Source organism: Spirosoma pulveris, assembly GCF_054781875.1.
In genome coordinates this window covers 694,865-714,326 of the sequence record NZ_BAAGTO010000002.1, presented here as the reverse complement: position 1 = coordinate 714,326, position 19,462 = coordinate 694,865, and the positions used below count along the sequence as shown (strand labels likewise).

Genomic DNA, 19,462 nt, shown 5'->3' with positions numbered 1-19,462 from the left:
CGTCGAATGATCGCTGCTTACCCGGATTAAGTTATAGTTTACCTGTTAATATTTCTATGAAGCACGTTTTTTTACACCGTATTGCAACGGATGATAGCTGCATCAAGCAGTTGTTTTCTGCCCTTTTCTTATGCGGATTTATACTCAGGAAACGTCTGTACGGGGCATCGGTTACGAATATGCTTCTTTAATCCTTTATTAATATTTAGGTAAGAAATGCCAGTAGTTGTATAAATAAGCTGTCTTTTCGCTGTGTTATTCTAGGATTCTTGCCGATAGATTTACTTCTTTTTAATCACTGCAACGTCACATGAAAACTTCTTAAAGGGCTTTTTCAGCCCATACACGTATGCTTAGACTCTTTACCTCAACGTTTCAAAAACTACTGGTTCATGGTACGCTCGCAGCTTGTCTGCTGCCCGGAACGCCTGTCCGGGCAATCCCCGGCACCGATTCACACCCGGCTGTTGGGTGGTTCGTCGATAAACCTGTTAGCGGTCAGGTTTTATCCAAAGATGATAACACACCGATACCCGGCGTAACGGTTGTTGTTAAAAATACTACGAACGGCACGACCACGGATATTGATGGGAAATACAAACTGAATGTGCCCGACGACAAGGCTATTCTGGTGTTCTCGGCCGTGGGTTACATGGCTCAGGAAGTACCCGTTGGCAACCAGAGCGCTATCAATATCACCCTCGCCAGCGATCAGAAAATGCTGAATGAGGTGGTTGTAGTCGGTTATGGTACGCAGAAGAAACGGGACTTGACGGGGGCCGTTTCGCAGATCAACACCACCAAGCTCGACAATGAAAACCCGAACTCCGTGCAGGATATTCTGCGGGGTAACGTGGCTGGTTTGAGTGTGGGCATGTCGCCGTCGGCTAAGGGTGGTGGAAGCCTGCTGGTGCGCGGGCGTAATTCGCTCAATGCTGCTACGAGCCCGCTGCTGGTGCTGGATGGGGCCATCTACTACGGCGAACTGTCCGATATAAACCCGAACGACATTGAAACGATCGACGTACTGAAAGATGCCAGTTCAGCCGCTGTTTTCGGGGCCAAAGCGGCCAGCGGTGTTATTTTGATCACCACCAAAAAGGGGAAGGAAGGCAAGCCGGTTATCAATATCAACACGAATATCGGGATGTCGACCCTGAGCCGAAATCAGCCTGTCTACAGCCCCGAAGGCTTTGTCAGCTGGCGCAGCGATGTTATGAAGAACATCAACTCCAGTTATAAGCCGGGCCAGTTCGATAACCCCGCGAATCTTCCATCGGGCGTTACGCAGGACCAGTGGCTGGCTTACGACGGCTCTAAAGGCGACCCTACCACCATTTGGCTGCAACGTCTGGGCATGCAGCCCATCGAAATCGAGAATTACAAGGCCGGTAAAAGTACGAATTGGTACGACCTGATTTTTCAGAACGGTATGCGGCAGGACCATACGGTGAGTGTTTCGGGCCGGAATGGCGGCACCAATTACTACTTCTCCTTAGGCTACCTCGACAATAACGGCATTCTGCACGGCGACCAGTTCAAGACTGTCCGCGGGCGCCTGAATCTGGAAAGCAAACTGACAAAGTTTCTGTCGGTGGGCGTTACCACACAGTTCTCGGATCGGGATGAAAGCGCTATTCCGGTCGATTTCAATCTGGCACGAACGCTCTCGCCCTGGGGCTCGCCGTTGAATGACGACGGAACGTATAAATGGCGTCCGAACAACGAAGCGAGTGGCGGCATTCACCCATATTACACCCCAAGTCTAACTGATCGGAAGGTGAAGTTTACGACCCTGAACACCACCCTCTTTGCTTCGGTCAATCTGCCGCTGGGTATTACGTATCGCGTCAACTTTACCCCCCGCTACGAGTTCTACGAACGATACGATGCCATATCGTCGAAACACGCCGACTATGCCGCCATTGGCGGCAGCGCCAGCCGACAGATGGCGAAGACGTATTACTGGCAGGTCGACAACATCTTCAAATGGAACAAAACGATTGGCTCCCATAATTTCGATGCGACGGCCCTGATCAACGCCGAAAAATACCAGAAGTGGGATAACACCATGACCAACAAGGGCTTTCTGCCCACCGATGCCTTAGGCTATCACGGCATCAGCACCGGCACCAATCCAACGCTCAGTAGTACCGATGAATACAGTACAGGCGATGGCCTGATGGGCCGCCTGTTCTACTCGTTTAAAGATCGGTATATGGTTACCCTCTCGACCCGGCGGGATGGCTATTCGGCCTTTGGACAGCAAAATCCGCGGGCGGTGTTCTCATCGGCGGCACTGGGCTGGGTGTTTACGGACGAGAAGTTCATGAAAAGCAGCTGGCTCAACTACGGTAAACTGCGGCTCTCGTGGGGCAGCAATGGCAACCGGGACATTGGTCGCTACGTGGCGCTCTCCGACCTGAACACCGGCAAATACCTGTATGTACGGCAGGATGGGACCGTGTATCAGGCTAATCAGCTGTACGTGAACCGGATGCAGAACCCGAACCTGAAGTGGGAGCGGACCTCTTCGCTAAACCTGGGTTTCGACTTCGGGATACTGAATAACCGCATCGACGGATCGGTTGAAGTGTATAAGTCGTTCACCAAAGACCTGCTGGTTCAGCGTTCGCTGCCCAACGTCGTTGGCTTCGATTGGGTGATGGATAACCTCGGCGAAGTGCAGAACCACGGGGTCGAGTTCAGCCTCAACTCGGTGAATATCAATAAACCTAATTTCTCTTGGCGCAGCTCGGCTACGTTCCAGCTAAACCGCAACAAGATCGTTCACCTCTACGGCGACGTAGACGCCAACGGCCGGGAGATCGACGATGTGGTGAACCGGTGGTTCATTGGCCACTCGATCGACGAGATATGGAACTTCAAGGTCGATGGTGTCTGGCAGGCCAATGAAAAAGATCTGGCGGCCAAATACGGCGTTCGCCCCGGCGATTTCAAGATCCGCGATGTCGACAACGATGGGAAGTACACCAACGCCGACAAGCTATTTCAGGGCTATACCAATCCCCGTTTCCGCTGGACGCTGCGCAACGAGTTCAAGCTGTTCAACAATCTGGATGTTTCGTTTGTGCTCTATTCGTACTGGGGCCATAAAGCCGGTTTCAATCAGGCGAAAAACATCGACGGGTTCCTGGACCGGACCAGTTCTTACGTTACGCCCTACTGGACGGAGTCGAACCCCGTCAACGACTACGCCCGGCTGTATTCCAGCGAAGGCGGGGCTACGGGTTTCAGCATCTACCGCGATCGCTCGTTCATCCGGCTCGACAACATTTCGGTGGGGTACACACTGCCTAAAGCCTGGGTACAAAAGGCCAGTATCCAGAACCTGAAATTCTTTGCGTCGGTCCGTAATGTGGGGTACTACGCGCCCCAGTGGAATTACTGGGATGCCGAACCTGACAGCGATGGCAATAATGTGCCCGTTCCGCGTATCCTGACGGCAGGCATCGACATCTCGTTATAAACCTTTTCTTTTCCGATACCATGAAACTTACTCATATCAGCAACAAGCGAGGCATACGACTGGCGGCCTGGCTACTGCTCGTTACGCTGACCAGCTGCGACAAATCCTGGCTGGCCCCCAAACCCTTGTCCTTTTTTGCCCCGGAAAATACCTTTAATGACCCAAATGGGTTGCGGGCTACGCTCGTGGCCTGTGAGCGGAACATGCGTTACGAGTGGTACGGCGACGCGCCACCGCTGGTTACGGAAAGCATTTTCTCGGACATAGCGGTAGAGGGTACCACCGACAAATCGGGCCCGGCTCAAAATATGGATCTCCAGATTACGCCCACCGCTCAGCTCAACAGCGGTGATTACAACAAAATTGGCTGGTACTGGAGCGAGGGCTACAAAGGCATCAAGTACGCCAATGCGGCCATTACCCGAATCGACCAGCCGAAATACAGTTCGGAGCAGGAGCGAAACACCATTCTGGGCATGGCCTACTTTCACCGGGCTTACCGGTATTATCGGCTGGTGCATCAGTTCGGCGATGTGCCGCTGATTCTGGATGAGGTTAGCACGCCCAAACTGGATTACCAATCCACAAAACGGGAGGTCATTCTGAAAAAGATGAAGGAAGACCTGGAATTTGCCGAAAAATGGGTGCCCGCCATTATGGACAAAGGGACGGTCAACAAAGGGTCGATCAGCCACTTGCTGACGAAAGTGAACCTGTCGCTGGGTTTGTTTGACGATGCCGTTACCTCCGCCAGCAACGTAATCAATGGGGGAACGCACAGCCTGATGAAAACCCGGTTTGGCATCAACCAGTCCGACCCGACGCGAAATGTAGTCTGGGATTTGCATCGCCCCGAAAACAAATCCATTCCGGCCAACCGCGAAGCGCTCATGCTCGTGATCGACCGGCTGCTGATTGAAGGTAACTTCGACGGCGGCATCCAGATCATGCGGAATACGCTGCCCTTCTGGCACAACAACATCAACACGCCAGCCGGAAACCGGGGGACTATCGACACCTATAACATCGAGATTGATCTGGTCAACAAACTCGGCCGTGGAATCGGACGGGTGCGGCCTACCTGGTACTCAACGAACAGCGTATGGGATGATCCGAACGATTTGCGCCATGCTCCCGGCAACTGGATGCGCATGCAGGATATCGTCTACAACAATCCGGCTATCAAAGGCAAAGACCCGTATTATGGCAAAAACCTGCAACTGCGCACCGATGCCGGTGCGCTGCTGACCATCGATACAATCCGGTGCTGGTTCGACTGGCCCGCTTACAAACTGTTCGTTCCGGACCCGGAGCGGGTTCAGCCCGTAGGCGGGCATACGGACTGGTATGTGTTCCGTCTGGCCGAAACCTACCTGCTTCGGGCCGAAGCGTATTTCTGGAAGGGTGATCTGGCCAATGCCGCCAAAGACCTGAACGAGATACGGGCGCGGGCCGGGGCTGCCCCGCTGGCCCCATCGGCTATAAACATCGGTACCATTCTGGATGAGCGCGCCCGCGAGCTATACTTCGAGGAGCCCCGGAAAACGGAGTTGACCCGGATTGCCTACATCCTGGCACAAACGGGTAAAGCGGCTTATAACGGCAAAACGTATAGCCTGGCCAATTTTTCGGAAAACAACTTCTTCTACGACCGGGTGATGGAAAAGAACAATTTCTACAACAAAGGCGTAAAGACTCGCCACGGCGATGAATATAAAATGAGCCCCTATCATGTGTTGTGGCCCGTTCCGCAAAGTGCCATCGATGGAAATTCGAAAGGGATAATCAACCAGAACAAAGGGTACGACGGCTACCAGCGCAACATTCCCGCCCTGACGGAAATACCGAAGTAGGTAGGGAATGGTTACTAATTAATACCCAGTAATCCAGCATGCACAAGCCCGGTTAACAGATGCGTTAGCCGGGCTTGTATGTTTCTGTAGCGTTTCAGCGCATAAGCCGATCATCGGGGGAGCAGGTAAAAATATTTTTAGAAAAAAAAGGATTAAAATCGAGCCGGGCGGACATTAGTATATAGCGGCCTTTGTTTAAGCCAGCTAAATCCACGGATTGTTTTATTGATACTCAACTTAACCCTTCCTGAGCCTAGTGTTATCTGCCCGTCCCCATACCGACCTGTGGTACGCCTTTCGACAGGGGGACCGGGCGGCTTTTCAACAGATTTATGGGTTGTACGCCCGCGACCTGCTTAATTATGGCAACAAGGTAACCCGCGATGTACCCCTCATTGAAGACAGCATCCACGATCTGTTCATCGAACTCTGGCAAAGCCGCGCCAATCTGAGCGATACGGATTCAATTCGGTTTTATCTGTTTCGGTCCCTGCGCAACAAGATCACCAAAACGCGCAACCGGGATTTGTTCTTTCAGGCGGCCGATATCAACGACGCCCCCATGGCGGTCGATGACTATATCATTGAAAATACCCTCATTGAAGGCGAAGAGGTCCAACGTATCAATCAGCAGCTTCTTAAAAGCTTTGCGCTGCTCACACCCCGCCAGCAGGAGGCCCTCAACCTCCGTTTCTACCAGCATTTCAGCAACGAGGAAATCGCCCAGATCATGGGTGTCAATTACCAGTCGGCATGCCGGTTCATTTACGCAGCCCTCAAAACGCTTCGTGAAGTTGTTCGTATTCTGGGTGTCGGCTTATTCTGGGTGGGATTGGAGGGATTTTAAGGAGACAATAACACCATGAATTACTATCTATTCAACGCGGAAGACCTGGCAGCCGACGACTATTTCAAGGAATGGGTCTGTTCGCCCACACCCGACACCGATGCGTTCTGGAAAACGTTCCTGCACGAGTATCCCGAGCGGTATTACCAGCTTGAAGAAGCTCGGCAACTGGTTGCGGGACTTCGCGAAATTCAACACCAGCCGGGGCTGGATGCCAGCGTCGAGCGCATTTGGCAACGAATTGGCCAGACATTGGAACCAGCGCAGCCGGTCTCCCTGATCCGCCGGGTAAACTGGGCGTGGGCGTGGCAAATGGCGGCACTGCTCCTTCTGACGCTGGGTGCCGGTTGGTTGGGAATGAATCAGTTAGAAAACGGGGAAGTGTCAAAGAATAAACTGGCGCAGGCGGGTAACGATTGGGTCGAAACGCTCAATGAAGCCAGTCAGAGCATGCAGATCCAACTTGCCGATGGCAGTCTGGTGATGCTACAGCAGGGTGGACGGCTTCGCTACCGAAAGGAACTGGCCGGGTCCGTGCGTGAAGTGTACCTGACGGGAGAAGCCTTCTTTCAGGTCCGGAAGAACCCAACCAAACCCTTCGTCGTGTTCGCCAACGGGCTGGTGACCAAAGTACTCGGAACCAGCTTCCGAATCAATGCGCCTGTCGATGCCTCAACCGTGACGGTTGACGTGAAAACGGGGCGTGTGTCGGTCTACGCGAACCAACCGAGCCGGGTGCAGGACCCTGAATCGAAAGGGATGGTACTGACGCCCAACCAGAAAGCGGTTTTTCACCGCGAGGCCGCTACCCTCGACAAAATACTGGTGGCTAGCCCCCGCCTGCTCATCTCCAAAAAGGAACTACAGATGTTCGTTTTCGAGGATGCGCCCATAGCCCGGATTTTCGGGGCTATCGAGCGAGCCTATGGGGTGGACATCATCTTCGATGAGGAGGTGATGCAACATTGCACCCTGACGCTGAGCCTGGACGACGAAGACCTTTTTCAAAAGCTGGACGTCATCTGTAAAGTGCTCGATGCCCAGTATAAGCTCATTGATGCCCAAATCGTCATTTATAGCAAAGGGTGCCCGAAGGTCAACTAATCACATGCTGAGGTCTTGCATGGCCTCTGTTCTCAACGATAAACGAAAAACCAGTCAAGCCAATGAAAAAACCAATACCAGTTCAAACCCTGCTTTATTTTATGAAACTCTCGGTGGTACAGGTATGTCTGGCCATAACGTTCACGGGTGTTTCGCTGGCACTCGATGTTACAGCTCAGGAGATATTAACGAAACGGGTAAGCTTCCGGCTCGAAAACCAGGGTTTACGCAAGGTGTTCAAGGAAATCGAACAGCAAACCAACATTCGATTTGCCTTTCGGTCGCAGGTGATTCCCTTTGAGCAGAAAACGACCATTATCGCGTCAAATGAACCGCTGGGCGATGTGCTGAACAAGGTGGTCAAACCACTCCGGCTTCGGTATGAGGTCGTGGGCCGTCAGATTATCATCAGTCCGGTTCCGCAACCGGCCCAGCCGGAGGCTTCGCTGCAAGGCATCAACGGTCGAACGAGCCTGTTAGTCACGGCTGAGCAGGCCGTTACAGGCACCGTGTCGGATGAAGCGGGCGTAACCCTGCCGGGGGTGAGTGTGGTCATAAAAGGCACCACCCGCGGTACGTCGACGGATGCCAATGGCGCGTTTCGGCTCGTAGTACCCGATGCGCAGGCCGTGCTGGTGTTTTCCTACGTTGGCTACGAGCCACAGGAGGTGGGCGTTAGTAACCAGACAGCTTTTAAAATCACCCTGAAAGCTGACAGCAAATCCCTCAATGAAGTCGTGGTTGTTGGGTATGGTACGCAGAGGAAAGCCGATCTTACCGGGGCTATTGCAACCATATCGGCCGAGAAGCTGAAAAGTCGGCCGGCGGTGTCTTATGGCGAAGCACTGGTCGGGCAGATGGCTGGGGTACAGGTGCAGCAAACCAACGGTGCGCCCGGTGGCGAAGGGCTAACGATTCGGGTACGGGGTACCGGTTCCATTTCGGCTACCAGCTCGCCCCTGTATGTGATTGATGGCTACCCGATTGACGGCAACGCGTTTTCGCTGGTCAATCCGTCGGATATTGAGAGTATTCAGGTCCTGAAAGATGCCTCGTCGACGGCCATTTACGGTTCGCGCGGGGCCAATGGCGTTGTGATCGTGACCACCAAAAAGGGCAGCGTTGGCGCACCGACCATTTCCTACAATGCCTTCTACGGTATTCAGCAGGTGGCCAGGAAAATGAACGTCATGAATACCCGCGAATACCTTCAGTTTTTCAAGGATGGGCACAACCAGGCCTGGCTGGACCGGGCGCCAATGCCCGGCGATGCGCCCCACACCATCAATGACCCGAATTCTGTCCGGGAAAAATATACCAATTCCAGCTTTTACGTCATTCCCGAAAGCTTCAACGACCCCAATAATTTTGCGGATATCAACTGGCAGGATCAGATTTTCCGAACGGCACCTACCCAGCGGCATGAGCTATCGGTAACGGGCGGTGTCGAAAAAACGCGGTATGCCATTTCAGGCGGCTACACCAACCAGCAGGGAATTCAGATCAACAGCGACTACAAACGGTACAATCTGCGTACGAACCTCACGTCGAACCTGAGCAAAAAGCTGGAAGTGGGCGTGTCCATCAGCGGCTATTATTCGGAAAACAATAATGTCGATAACGGGAAAGACAGCCCGCTGGCCTACTCCGTCTACCTGCCGCCGATCTACCCCCTCCGCAACCCCGATGGCACTTACGGCTCACAGGTACGCAACCCGGAAATCTGGGCGGGCGACGTCGCCAATCCGGTCGGTATTGCCACCGCCATTACGAACTACACCAGCCGCAACGGCTTTATCGCTTCTGCCTATGGACAATATGAAATCATTGAGGGCCTGAAGTACCGGATAAGCCTGAATGGGACCATGGAGAACCGGCGGCTCAAATACTACCGCCCGTCGTATGTGGATCTCGACGGCTCGCGGGCGCCCCGAACGGCTGACGCCCGCAACGAAACCTGGCTCGACCGCAACTGGCTGATCGAACACACGCTGAATTACAACAAAACGCTGTTCACAAAACACAGTATCAATCTGCTGGCGGGCTACACGGCCCAAAAGTCGTATGGCGAATATGCGCGGGTCAATGCGCAGAATTTTCCCAACGATGTGGTGCGCACGCTGAGCGCCGGGCAGATCGTGGGCGGGACCAATACGGAATACCAGAACTCGCTGATCTCGTACCTGGGTCGCTTCAACTACGCCTACGATGATAAGTACCTGCTGACGGCCAGCATCCGAACCGATGGCTCGTCCCGCTTCGGGTCCAACAACAAATGGGGGACGTTCCCGTCGGTTTCGGCAGGGTGGCGGGTGAGTGGCGAATCGTTCATGCGCGACGTTCGTCCCATCAGCGACCTAAAAATCCGGGCTAGCTGGGGCCTGGTGGGCAACAACCGTATTGGCGATTACGACGCCATTGCCCGTACCGGCAACAGTTATAACGTCCTGAACAATGTGCTGGTCAATTCGGTCGATCCGATCAACTACCCCAACCCCGACCTCGGCTGGGAGAAAACCCGGCAGTGGAACATCGGCTTCGATCTGGGGCTGCTCAATGAACGTATCCGACTGGAGGCCGACTTCTACAACAGCCGATCCGTCGATCTGCTGCTCAGCGTACCGGTACCCACGCTCACCGGCTACGCCACCCAGTTGCAGAACATCGGCCAGTTGGAAAACAAGGGCATGGAGTATATGGTCAGGTCGCGCAACCTGGTGGGCGCGTTCAAATGGTCGACGGATTTCAATATCTCTTTCAACAAGAATAAAGTACTGGCGCTGGGTCCCGACAGACGGCCTATTTATGCCGGAGCGGCCAATGCGGGCAATACCTTTATTACGACGATCGGTCAGCCCATTGCCACGTTTTTCGGCTATAAGTACGATGGCATTTTCAAAAATCAGGCCGAGCTGGATGCGGCTCCGCACCTGGCCAACGACCACCCCGGCGACCCACGGTATATCGACATGAACAAAGACGGAGTCATCAACGCCGACGATAAAACCTTTCTGGGAAACAACCAGCCCAAGTTTATTTTTGGCTTCAGCAATGATTTTTCCTATAAAGGCTTCGACCTCAACCTCCAGCTGACCGGATCGCAGGGGGCTAAACTGTTCAGCTTCTTCAACCGGATGGTGGGTATCTACCATGGCGACCGGAATGGGCTGGTGAAGTTAAATGACCGCTGGCGTTCGGAATCGGAACCCGGCTCGGGCGATATTCTCCGCGCCAACCGCGACCCCAAAGGACTACAGAAAGAACCGTCGAGTTACTGGGTGGAAGATGGCTCGTTTGTCCGCGTCCGGAATGTCTCCCTCGGGTATACCTTCACAAATACGCTCCTCAAGCAGCTGCGGCTCAAAGGCGTTCGGGTTTACCTAACGGGGCAGAATCTGTACACCTTCACGAAGTATCCCGGTTTCGATCCGGAAACAAGCAGCGAAGGCGGCAGTCTGTCGCGCGGTGGCGATTACCTGGGGTATCCTTCGGCCCGCACCCTCATAGCCGGTCTTAACGTAACGTTTTAATCACCTTCTGCTCAACCAGTACTCATGAAGCGATTTATCCTATTGGCCCTGCTTACCACGGCCTTTCTTTCCTGCCGAAAGGAATTTATCGATCTCCAGCCCATTTCGGAAATGAACGCGGGGACATTTTACAAGACCGAACAGGACATGAACCAGGCGGTCATGTCGCCCTATGCATCCCTGCGGGCTCTGTACAATCAGCCGTTTATCTACGTGAGCGAAATCCGTTCGGACAACACGACCTTCTCGTGGGTTCCGGGCAATTCCAAAGACATGACCTCCATCGACAATTTCGGGGATGTGCTGCTGTCGGACAACGGCAATGTGCTGACCGTCTGGAACAACGCCTACAACACCATTCTGCGCTGTAACCTCGTGCTGGACAAGATCGACGCCGTTTCGTTCAAAGACCCCAAGCTGAAAGAGCAGTACAAAGCCGAGGCAAAATTCATTCGGAGCCTCATGTATTTCTGGCTGGTTCGCGTGTATGGGGATGTGCCGAAAGTCGAAAAGCAATTGACGGTGAATGAGGCCTACACCCTGGGCCGGGCACCAACGCAGGAAATCTATGACCTGATTGTGGCCGATCTCAAATTTGCCGAAGCCAACCTGCCCGCTTCCTACGCAGCCGTGGATAAAGGGCGCGTAACCCTGGGCGGAGCCAAGGGGCTGCTGACCAAAGTGTACATGACCATGGCCGGGTACCCGCTTAAGAAGGGCGCAGCTTATTACGCCCTGGCAGAAACGAAAGCGCTGGAAGTGATCAGCAATTCGCAGTATTCGCTCGTCCCGGATTACAAGACCCTATTCGATGTAACGAAGAAAAATAGCTCCGAGTCGTTGTTTGAAGTGCAGTATAAAAAAGGGGGCACCAGCACGGGAAGCCCCTGGAACAACGATTTTGCTCCCCGGTTCTCGAACAGGGAAGTCGTACTGGTGGGCGATAAGAGCGGATTTAACGCGCCAACCCCCAGCATATCGAACGCCTACGAAGCCGGTGATCCGCGAAAAGCCATTTCGATGAGTGATGGCTACGTGTCTACGGCCACGGGCAAACCTGTTAACGAAAAATACGTGAAGAAGTATTACGACGTGTCGTTCAGCGGTTCGGACAATGATAACAACTGGATTGAACTCCGGCTGGCGGATGTGTATCTGCTGTACGCCGAAGCCCTGGTGCGGCAGGGTAAACAACAGGATGTGGCGCTGACGTACCTTAACAAAATCCGTCAGCGTGCCAGGAACAGCACCGGTGGGGCACCATCCGGTGGGGCACCATCCAGTGGGGCACCGGGTATATTGCCCGACTACCAGCCTTTTACATCCGACACCGACTTGTTGCTGGCCATCGAGAAAGAACGGCGCGTTGAGCTGGCTTTTGAAAACCATCGGTGGTTCGATCTGGTCAGAACCGAACGAGCGAAAGCGGTCATGACGCAGGAACAAAAGGAACAGACGGGATTCAACCCGACCGCCTGGAACGACAACATGCTGCTGTTCCCGATTCCGCTTCAGGTTATCCAGTCCAACCCCGAAAAAATCAAGCAGAACCCCGGCTATTAAAACGATATGAAGCTGAAAAGTAAGCACATACTGCTCGGCGGGCTGATCATTTGGATGATGGTTTCAGTCCCGGTAGTCGCGCAGCAGACGAATACGCTGACGCGTCAGGAGAAAAAAGAGGGCTGGGCTCTGTTGTTCGACGGTGCCAGCACAGCGGGCTGGACTACTCCCGGCGGCAAGCCGGTTCCGGCTGGCTGGGTAGCTGAAAACGGAACCCTTACGGCGAAGAAAGGTGCCAAAGGGGGCGACATTATGACTGCCGGTGAATATGCCGATTTCGACCTGAAGTTCGATTATAACATTGAAGCGGCAGGCAATAGCGGGGTCAAGTATTTCTATACGAACTACGAAACGGGCGGCAGGCTGGGGATGGAGTACCAGCTACTTGACGACAAGCTGGCCGAAGATAACAAGAAGGAAAATCACCTCACGGGCTCCTTCTACGATGCCATACCGCCCGATGCAACGCGCAAAAAAGTAAACGAGCCGGGGCAGTGGAATACCGTACGGATTGTGGCCAAAGGCCGTCAGGTCGAACACTGGCTGAACGGGGTTAAAATTCTGGAATTTACGCGCGGGAGCGCACCGTTCACGGAGGCCGTAGCCCTGAGTAAGTTCAACAAGACGGTGCCTGCCTTCGGGATGGTTGAGAAAGGCCATATTCTCTTGCAGGAGCACGGGAGTGAGGTTTTGTTCAGAAATATCAAAATAAAGGCGTTATAAGTCAATTTCATGCAGAACAGACGTGATTTTATCAAGCAAGCAGCCGCCGGTTCGGTAGGCATGGCCGTGGGTGGAACCGCCTTTGGCTTCAGTGCCAAAAGCTACAACCGAATTATCGGGGCCAACGAACTGGTGCGGGTCGCCACCATTGGTGTCAACAGCCGGGGCAACAGCATGGGGGCTACCATTGCGGGTCAGAAATTCGCCGAGGTGGGTACCGTCTGCGACGTGGACGAACGGGCCATTCCAAAGGCGATTCAAACCATCCTGAAAACCAAACAAACCCTGAAGCCCAAGTCCGAAAAAGACTGCCGCCGGGTGATGGAAGACAAGTCCATCGATGCTATTTACATCGCCACCCCCGATCACTGGCACGCTCCGCTGGCCATTATGGGGTGCCAGGCCGGTAAGCATGTGTACGTGGAGAAGCCGTTGAGCCATAATCCACGGGAAGGCGAGATGGCTATAGCTGCCGCCCGTAAATACAACCGGGTGGTTCAGATGGGCGCTCAACGGCGTTCGGCACCTACTTTAACGCAGGGCATCGAAGAATTGCACAAAGGCATCATTGGCCGGGTCTATCTCGCCAAAACATGGTATACCAACAAACGCAAAGCGACTAACCTCAAACCGGGTACAGTGCCCTCCTGGCTCGATTATGACTTATGGCAGGGGCCTGCACCACGGGTTCCGTATCAGGAAGGCCTGATTCACTACGACTGGCACTGGTTCTGGCACTGGGGCACCGGAGAAGCCCTCAATAACGGCACTCACGAGGTCGATGTGGCCCGCTGGGGACTTGGCGTCGATTTTCCAACACGGGTTAGCTCCGTTGGCGGCCGGTACGAGTTTAAAGATGACTGGCAAACGCCCGACACACAGATCGTCATCATGGATTATCCGAATCGGGTGTCGCTGATGTGGGAGTCCAGAAGCTCCAACGGGCGGAAAATCGAAGGGCTGGATCGGGGTATTATTTTTTATGGTGAAAATGGTAGTCTGGACACGGGCGGGGACAGCTACAAAGTCTATGACCTGGACGGCAAACTGGTGAAAGATGTTAAACCTGCCGTAGCCGAAAGCGACATGCAGGGACGTAACACGGCCAGTCCCAGCCTAGGCATGGATAGTTTGCACGTAGCCGACTTCCTGGACGCGATCAAGAACAACCGTCGCCCTAACTGCGATGTCGAACTGGGTTACAAAAGTGTGGTGGCCATGCAGTTGGGAAACATTGCCTGGCGCGTTGGCCGGGATCTGAAGATTGACCCGAAAAACGGTCATATTCTGGACGACAAAGAGGCTCAGAAACTCTGGGGACGTGAGTACGAGAAAGGGTGGGAGCCTAAAGTCTAAACGTATAGGGGTGCGTAATGCCTGACAGACGCTATCCGTACGCGTTACTTTACTGATTCGTTTTTTTTGTTACAAGGTGCAATATAAAGGGTACTTATAACGCTACTATTTAGTGTTTAAAGTACCTTTTATATTGCACCTTGTTTGTTTATTTATTAATCGGTTAGTAGCTGGTATACCGAATAATCAATAAACGTTCTCAAATCACCGTTTGTGTGTCCTGAAAAAAAAATAAAACAATTTAAAATTGTACTTATCTACTGATTATTAGAAACTTACAAATAACTCTAACATTTATACGTAATCTATAACAATCATCTATTAAAAAATATTTATTTTTCGGTCGATAAACCGTAACTGTATACTAATTTTAACTTTAAGTAAATAATGATTTCAAGATTTCTCTTCCTCTTTTTCGCACTTTCGGTTGCCCTTTGTCCGCTCAGGCCCGCTCAGGCTCAATCCAAACGTCTTGTCCCGTTCTCGTTCACGCTCTCTGGTAATAAGCGCACCAGTGCCGGTGTGTTTACCAAAGATGGTATTCTCCTGCGTACGCTTTGGAGCGGTGTCAATATGACATCTGGCTCGTACACCAAATACTGGGATGGTCTTGATGACGAGGGCCAGCCGGCTCCGGTAGCTACTTACGACATCAAACTGATTTCGAACAACGTAACCTATACCTGGGAGGGTGTTATTGGTAACTCCTCCTTTGGTAAAAGTCAGGGCAATGCAGTTCAGCGGGGTTTCCTCCGTATTCAGTCCATGGCCACCGCCGGTAGTTCCGTTTATTATGGAGTGGGGTATGCAGAAGGCCACCCGTCTCAGGCTAAGTTCAATGTAAGTAACCCTCAGCAGCGGATCGAGTTTTCCCGCAAAGGCAGTACAGACCAGGCGACCCTGTTTGTCGCTACCGATGGCACAACCGTGTATTGGGCAGGCTACGATGGCTATAATAACGGCAAAAACTGGTTTGTTTATGGCACCAATACCAGCGACAATGCCCAGCGGCAGTTTCCCTATGGACAGGCGGTGAAGATGGTCATGGGCGATACCTACAGCTCATGTATCGATGTGATCAACGACTCTAATGGTACCATAACGGGGATGGCCGTACAAAAGCGGGGGCGCTTTTTGTTTGTATCGCACAAGGCCAATCACCTGATTCGGGTAATCGATAAAAACAGCGGAGCGCAGATACAAAATCTGTTTTTCAATGATGCCGCCGGTTTGGCGATAGACCGAGACGACAATTTGTGGGTCATCAATGGGAAAACGGTTGGCAAGTTCGGCGTACGTTCAGACGGCACCCTGACTGATCCGCAACTGATGCTGTCCGGGGTAGAATCTCCCATGGCGCTGGCGGTTTCACCCGATAACAGTACCCTACTGGTGGCCGATGGCGGAGGCAGCCAGCAGGTAAAGGCTTTCAATAACCAAACAGGCGAAGCTCTTTGGCAGTTGGGCCAGCCAGGAGGCTACAGTGTAGATCCTAACGTGACGAATGATAAATTCTACTTTTCGGATGTGAGTGGCAGTATCAACAGCACGTTTCTGTCGTATAATGAAGATGGTTCATTCTGGGTGGGGGACTCCGGCAACTACCGCTCTCAACATTATTCCAGCAACCGTTCGTTCATTGACCGGATTCAGTATATGCAGAATAACTACAGTTGTTATGTAGACCAGAATAATCCGCGACGTGTGTTTGGGCAATTCCTGGAATTTGCCATCGATTACAGCCAGCCTGTGGGTACGGGCTGGACACTGGTGAAGAACTGGCGCGCTACGATTCCGGCCAGTTATTTCCAAAATATCTCCATCAACCACACCTATATCACCCATATTTTTCGCGATGTAACGACCCTGTCCAACGGCCGGACGTACGGCTTTCTGCGTCGCTTCACCGACAATAAATGGATACTTGTGGAGTTGCCCGCTACGGGTCCCGTCCGTATGACCAGCGTCGCCTTCGATACGGACCCCCTAACCTATCACCTCTGCGCCGATGGCTCCCTAAAGCAATCCGCTGTTAGCGTCTCCGGTACTGTAGGCGCCGTCAACTGGAAAAATCGACCATTAACGGGCTTTGACGCGAATAATAATCCCGTTTGGGGACCGCTCGTTGCCTACGCTACGGCACCCGTATCTACCGGGGGCGAACCCATTACCTGGCAGGGTGGGCAGTCACGAACGGGCGAAACAACCACATCGAATGTGATGGTTACCTTCGATGCCGGTAAGGTCGACGGAGCCAGAGGGGGCGGGTTTCATTTGGGTGGTATTCGGGTTAATGACAACAAGTGGTTATGGAAAACAGCCCACGCTACATCGGTCGACTATCTGGGAGCGTATCCGAACGATGGGGCCTATGATGTGGGGAACCACGTCGAGTACGGCGGTGGGGACATTAGCGTTTTTGAGCGGAATATCTTCTGGAATTACCACGGTGAGTTCTGGAAAAATAGCCAGGTCAACAAATGGCAGCATGTCTACGATAACGGCCTGCTGATCGGTATATTTGGAAAAACGGGTCCGGAAGCCCGGATTGAAGCACCCGATGGGGGGGCCGTACCCGGCATGGCTGGTAATGTGTATTACGGTACAGTCGTTAAGGGGCCGGATGGTAACGTTTACCTCTACCACGCCGAAGAAGCAGGTTGGTCGGGTATACACCGGTGGCGGATAGACGGGCTTAATACTATTCAGGAACAAACCATTAGCTTACAGGATCTGGGCACGTATGGCTATGGTGATGAACCGTCCGTATTAGGGGGCGTCGATCTGTTGAGTGGCCTGCCGGTCCATGGAGTAGTTGCCGATAATACCGCCGGATGGAAACGGAATCCGACTACTGATTTTAATAATTCGTATAACGACAAATGGACGGTCAAAACCAATATCATGAGTTACGACCGATTCAGCAGTCCTGATATATACGCCAACTTTTCCAAAGAAGGTGCAACGTATACGGTTACTCGTGATCTGGGTACAACGTCCAGTCTGTCGAGTTGGACTTTGAAAGGCGTCATTACGTTCAACGGAACCAATCCCAATAATGGCACACCGGAGCAGTCCGATTCGGGCGGCAGTTATTTTGAGATATTGGATAGTAACGGGAAAGTACTGAGTCGAATTTTTAATCAGGTATTTTTCGGTGAAACCAACACGCCCGTACGGTTAATGGCCAATCGGCAGGTTATGGCGCAGTCGGAGTATTTTAACCCCACAACGTCTACAGGCACCACGTCTGACCCTATTGAGATAAGCATGTCCGGCGGATTGCTGACCGTAAAATACCGCGATTATGCACCCGTTACGGTGCCTGCTTTCGATAGCAACGGTAATGTGACGAACCCTAAAACCATTCGCTTATTCTTCTGGAGTTCCGGTCGAAACTACGAGCGGACCATCGATGTCCAGCGCCTGCGTTTTTACGCCGGCACATCAACCAGTTCTACTTCGTCGGCCCCCGTATTGTCGAGTCCGCTGACTGATCAGGTGGGTACGGTTGGGCAAAGTATGAGCTATACCTTCCCCGCTGGCAGCTTTACCGATGCCGATGGCGATAATTTGATCTACTCCGCCAGTTTGTCGAGTGGGGCGGCACTGCCCGGCTGGTTAGCCTTTAATACAACCAGCCGTACCTTTAGTGGTGTGCCCACCGGCAGTGGCTCCTTCACGATCAGAGTAACCGCCAGCGATGGGCGGGGCGGGCAGGCTTCCGGTGATTTCAAACTCACGGTCAATCCGGCACTTGTTGCCCAACAGGCCGTGGTGAGCCTGAGCGTAATGAATGCCGATAACCAGCAGGAAATTAAAGTGCTTGCTCCGGGTGAGCAGCTCAACCTGGCTACCCTGCCTACACGTAACCTGAACATCCGGGCCAATACCAACCCTGGCCTGGTAGGCAGTGTAAAGTTTAACCTCACCGGTGCCCGGGTCAGTACCCTCGTCGAGTCAGTAGTACCCTACGCCCTGTTTGGTGATAATGCCGGGAAATACAATGCCTGGACGCCCAGCCTGGGCCAATACACCCTAACGGCTACGCCCTACACAGGCAGCGGAGGGGGCGGTACGGCGGGTACGGCGCTAACGATTAGTTTTTCGGTAATCAATCAGGCACCCGGCAGCCGCCTGGGCGCAACCGAGCCGCAGGAGTCGAACGGCCTACAGGTCAAGTACTATCCAAATCCCTTTACCGAGTCGTTTACAGTGCAGGTGCAGGGCCAGACATCGGCCAAACTGCCTTTGCTGATGTACGACAGCTACGGTCGGGTGGTGTTACAGCGGGACGATCTGGCCCCTGAAGAGGTCATTAACGTAAGCAGCGGATTCATGCCGGGTGTGTACCTGCTCCAGGTAGGAACAGGCGCCGAAACAAAACGATACAAGATCATCAAAGCGCAGTAAAGCAGACGATCTCCCGGTAAATTCATCTCAATAGCCGTAACCCCGGCCCCATTACAGAATTCTTCTGTAATGGGGCCGGGGTTACGGCTATCAGGGTGATAAAGTTTGCTGATATATGAAGATTTGTTCTGATTCCGGGCTACCTTTGCCTCGCTGAAAAAGCAAAGCTTTAGGGGTGCCCAAGTCGGGCTGAGAGATCACCCTTTGAACCTGAACAGGATAATACCTGCGGAGGGAAAAGCGAGAATACAGGCCATCGTCCAGTGCTTCGTGCCGGTTAACCGCACGATTTGCCTGTGGCCGTTCTACGTTTCCCCCGTTCGTTTGTTCATCAGGTTGCTCCGATAGCTGTTTTTCTGCATAACCTGTGCACGATTATGACGCTAACGGTCAACCATCAATCCGTCGAAATCGCAGACTCCGCATCGCTGGGAGCCCTGCTCACTCAACTGGCCATCGCTAACCGGAAAGGCATTGCGGTGGCCGTCAACAATGCCATTGTTCCCCGCGCTGCCTGGGACCAGTTTGTTTTATCGGGAAACGAGAAAATCACCATTTTACAGGCCACTCAGGGCGGATAACA

10 protein-coding genes and 1 riboswitch are annotated in these 19,462 nt (G+C 53.0%); all 10 genes read left to right on the top strand.

Annotated features, from left to right (window positions below; translation table 11 throughout):
- The first annotated feature begins 349 nt into the window (after positions 1-349).
- A complete protein-coding gene (locus ACYVJM_RS11120) occupies positions 350-3,490 on the top strand; it encodes a SusC/RagA family TonB-linked outer membrane protein (protein WP_461148295.1) in 3,141 nt (1,046 codons plus the stop codon).
- 20 nt (positions 3,491-3,510) lie between these two features.
- Positions 3,511-5,343 (top strand): RagB/SusD family nutrient uptake outer membrane protein, encoded by a 1,833-nt coding sequence (locus tag ACYVJM_RS11115; RefSeq protein WP_461148294.1) that lies wholly within the window; start codon positions 3,511-3,513, stop codon positions 5,341-5,343.
- A 256-nt stretch (positions 5,344-5,599) separates the two neighbouring features.
- Complete coding sequence (locus ACYVJM_RS11110) at positions 5,600-6,190, top strand: RNA polymerase sigma factor (RefSeq protein ID WP_461148293.1); 591 nt, start codon at positions 5,600-5,602, stop codon at positions 6,188-6,190.
- Between the two features lie 15 nt (positions 6,191-6,205).
- A complete protein-coding gene (locus ACYVJM_RS11105; protein ID WP_461148292.1) occupies positions 6,206-7,294 on the top strand; it encodes a FecR family protein in 1,089 nt (362 codons plus the stop codon).
- 62 nt (positions 7,295-7,356) lie between these two features.
- Positions 7,357-10,824 (top strand): SusC/RagA family TonB-linked outer membrane protein, encoded by a 3,468-nt coding sequence (locus ACYVJM_RS11100; RefSeq protein ID WP_461148291.1) that lies wholly within the window; start codon positions 7,357-7,359, stop codon positions 10,822-10,824.
- A gap of 24 nt (positions 10,825-10,848) precedes the next feature.
- Positions 10,849-12,387, top strand: coding sequence for a RagB/SusD family nutrient uptake outer membrane protein (locus tag ACYVJM_RS11095; protein ID WP_461148290.1), 1,539 nt, complete (start codon positions 10,849-10,851; stop codon positions 12,385-12,387).
- 6 nt (positions 12,388-12,393) lie between these two features.
- Positions 12,394-13,110, top strand: a complete 717-nt coding sequence (locus ACYVJM_RS11090; protein WP_461148289.1) for a 3-keto-disaccharide hydrolase — start codon at positions 12,394-12,396, stop codon at positions 13,108-13,110.
- A 9-nt stretch (positions 13,111-13,119) separates the two neighbouring features.
- Entirely contained in the window at positions 13,120-14,466 is a 1,347-nt protein-coding gene (locus tag ACYVJM_RS11085; RefSeq protein WP_461148288.1) for a Gfo/Idh/MocA family protein, read from the top strand.
- Between the two features lie 387 nt (positions 14,467-14,853).
- Positions 14,854-18,879 (top strand): putative Ig domain-containing protein, encoded by a 4,026-nt coding sequence (locus ACYVJM_RS11080; protein WP_461148287.1) that lies wholly within the window; start codon positions 14,854-14,856, stop codon positions 18,877-18,879.
- A 161-nt stretch (positions 18,880-19,040) separates the two neighbouring features.
- A riboswitch (TPP riboswitch) is annotated at positions 19,041-19,133 on the top strand.
- 42 nt (positions 19,134-19,175) lie between these two features.
- The gene (gene thiS / locus ACYVJM_RS11075) at positions 19,176-19,460 is read left to right on the top strand and encodes a sulfur carrier protein ThiS (protein WP_461148286.1); all 285 of its coding nucleotides are present in this window, start codon (positions 19,176-19,178) and stop codon (positions 19,458-19,460) included.
- The last annotated feature ends 2 nt before the right edge of the window (positions 19,461-19,462 follow it).